The organism is Streptomyces sp. NPDC029956, from assembly GCF_055574655.1.
This window is the reverse complement of the sequence record NZ_JBVHZJ010000123.1, coordinates 1-3,041: the sequence shown is the minus strand read 5'-3', so window position 1 is coordinate 3,041 and position 3,041 is coordinate 1. Positions and strand designations below refer to the sequence as shown.

1 protein-coding gene is annotated in these 3,041 nt (G+C 73.8%); it reads right to left on the bottom strand.

Translation table 11 applies throughout. The features are described from left to right. Positions 1–3,041 (bottom strand): condensation domain-containing protein (locus tag ACZ4XX_RS40205; protein ID WP_468512766.1); only part of this gene is annotated, 3,041 nt, incomplete at both ends.

The window sequence follows — 3,041 nt, the reverse complement described above, 5'->3', positions numbered from 1 at the left end:
AGCTGGACTCCGGCGAGGTAGAGCTCTCCGGGGACGCCGACGGGGACGGGTCGGAGGCGGGAGTCCAGGACGTGGACCTGGGTGTTCCAGACGGGGGAGCCGATGGACGCCGAGACGCCGGTCGATCCCTCCGGGTGGCAGGAGGCCGCGGTGACGTCCACGGCCGCCTCGGTCGGCCCGTACAGGTTCTCCAGGGCGACGGACCGGTCACCGGCCGACTCGTGGAATCGGGCGACGAGGTCACTGGGCAGGGCCTCGCCACTGCACACCACGACCCGCAGGCTCGGGCAGGAGGAGACCTCCACCTCGGAGACGAAGGCCGCGAGCATGGACGGGACGAAGTGGAGCACGGTGACCCGTTGTGCGCGGATCAGTTCGGCGAGGTAGTCGGGGTCCTTGTGGCCCTCGGGTCGGGCGATGACGAGGGGGATGCCCTGGGCGAGGGGCCAGAACAACTCCCAGACGGAGACGTCGAAACCGGTCGGTGTCTTCTGGAGGACCCGGTCGGCGCGCGTCAGCCTGTACGCGTGCTGCATCCACGCCAACCGGTTCACGATGGCCCGGTGTTCGACCATCACGCCCTTCGGGCGTCCGGTGGAGCCGGAGGTGAAGATGACGTACGCCGGGTGGTGCGGCAGCAGCGGCGCGAGCCGCTCCTCGTCGGCCAGGGCTTCGGAGGGCAGATCCGCCCACTCGCCCGCCACGGCGGGGGAGTCGAGCGCGATCCGCACCGCCCCGACACTCTCCGGGAGCGCGGCATCGGAGAGCAGATCCGTGAGGATCACGACGGGTCGAGCCGTCTCCGTCATGTGGGTGAGGCGGTCGGCGGGGAGGGTGAGGTCGAGGGGGAGGTAGGCGCCGCCCGCGCGGACGACGGCGTGGATCGCGACGAGCAGGTCGAAGGAGCGGGGGAGAGCCACGCCGACGACGGACTCCGGTCCCACTCCGCGCCCGATGAGGAGCCGGGCGAGGCGGTTGACGCGTGCGTCGAAGTCGGCCCGGGAGAGGTCCTCGCCCTCGAAGACGAGGGCGGGTCCCTTCGGGTCCACGGCTCCGGCGGCGACCAGGTCGGCCAGGTTCGCCGGCCCGTCCAGGACGCGCGCGGTGTCGTTCCACACGTCGAGCCGCTCCCGCTCGGCCGCGTCCATGAGGTCGATCGAGGCCACGGGAGCGTCCGGGGCCTCCACCACGGCGGCCAGCAGCCGGAGCAGGCGTTCCGCCAGCCGTTCGGCACCGGCCCGCTCGAAGAGATCCGTCGCGTACCGCAGACCGCCGCTGATCCCGCCGTCGGCCTCCGAGCCGCCGAACGCGAACTCCAGGTCGAACTTCGACCCGCCGATCTCCACCGGCAGCTCGCGCGCCGGGACCCCGAAGAGCTCGGTCACCCCGGTGTCGACCGAGTGGTACGTCACCATCGTCTGGAAGAGCGGATTGCGTGCCTGCGACCGCTTCTGCCCGACCGCCTCCGCCACCGCCTCCAGCGGCAGATCGGCGTGCGAGAAGGCCGCGAGCCCGGTGTCCCGAACCCGGCCGACCAGCTCGGCGAAGGTCGGCTCACCCGTGAGGTCGGCGCGCAGGACGAGGGTGTTGAGGAAGAACCCGACCATCGGGTCGAGCTGCTCGTCGCCCCGGCCGGAGGCCGGAGTGCCGATCGCGATGTCGTCGCCGGCGCCGAGCCGGTGCAGCAGGGCGGTGACGGCCGCGTGGACCACCATGAACATCGTCGCGCCGGAGGACCGGGCGATCCGCGCCAGCCCCGAGCCCGTCGCCGGGTCCACCGCGAACGGCACCACGTCGCCCTGGTACGAGGGTGTGGCGGGGCGCGGCCGGTCGGTGGGGAGGGTCAGTTCCTCGGGGAGGCCGGTGAGGGTCTCGCGCCAGTAGGCGGCCTGGCGTGCGGCCAGGGAGTCCTGGTCGTCCGCGTCCCCGAGCAGTTCGCGCTGCCAGAGGGCGTAGTCGGCGTACTGGACGGGCAGCGGGGAGAAGTCCGGCGCGTGGCCGGCGGCGCGGGCCGTGTAGGCGGTGTCGAGGTCGGCGAGGAGCGGGCCGGTGGACCACTCGTCCGTCGCGATGTGGTGCAGCAGCACCACGAGGACGTGCTCCTCGTCCGACACGCTCAGCAGCGTCACGCGCAGCTGGATCTCCCGCTCCAGGTCGAAGACGTGGCCGCACACGGCCTCCGCCTCCGCGTCCAGGGCCCCGGCGGTGACCCGTCGGGCCGCGAACGGCACCACGGCCCCGCCGGGGGAGAGGACGCGCTGGTACGGCTCCCCGTCGACCTCCGTGAACACGGTCCGCAGCACCTCGTGCCGCGCCACCACGTCCTGGACGGCCGCCCGGACGGCCGCCGGGTCCACCGGACCGTCGAGCCGGACCGCGAACGGCACGTTGTACGCCGTCCCCGGCTCCCGCACGTTGTCGATCAGCCAGAGACGTCGCTGCGCGTACGAGAGGGGAGTCGGCTCCGGTCGCGCCCCTGCCCGTGCAAGGGAGGGGCGGCCGGACGCGCTGCGCGCGGAGAGCCGGGCGGCCAGGGCCTCGACCGTACGCGCCTCGAACACGTCCCGTACCGAGCACTCCACTCCGAGCGCGGCCCGCACCCGGGCCGCCGCGCGGGCGGCGAGCAGGGAGTGACCGCCCAGGGCGAAGAAGTCGTCCTCGACGCCGGCGGAGTCGAGCCCCAGCACGGCCGCGAAGGTGCCCGCGAGGATCTCCTCGCGCGCGTCCCGGGGGGCCCGGGACGGCCCGGTCACGGCGTCCGGCGGCGCGGGGAGTGCGCGGCGGTCGAGCTTGCCGTTGGGGGAGAGGGGGATCGCCGGGATCTCCAGGAAGACGCTCGGCACCATGTACTCGGGGAGGCGGGCGGCGGCGTGGCCGCGCAGGGTCTCCGCCGTCACCGGAGCGTCGGCTGAGGGGACGACGTACGTCACGAGGCGCTGGACTCCGGGCCGGTCCTCGCGGATGACGGTGACGGCGCGGGTGACCCCGGGGGCCGTTCCCAGGACGGTGTCGATCTCGCCGGGTTCGATGCGGAAGCCGCG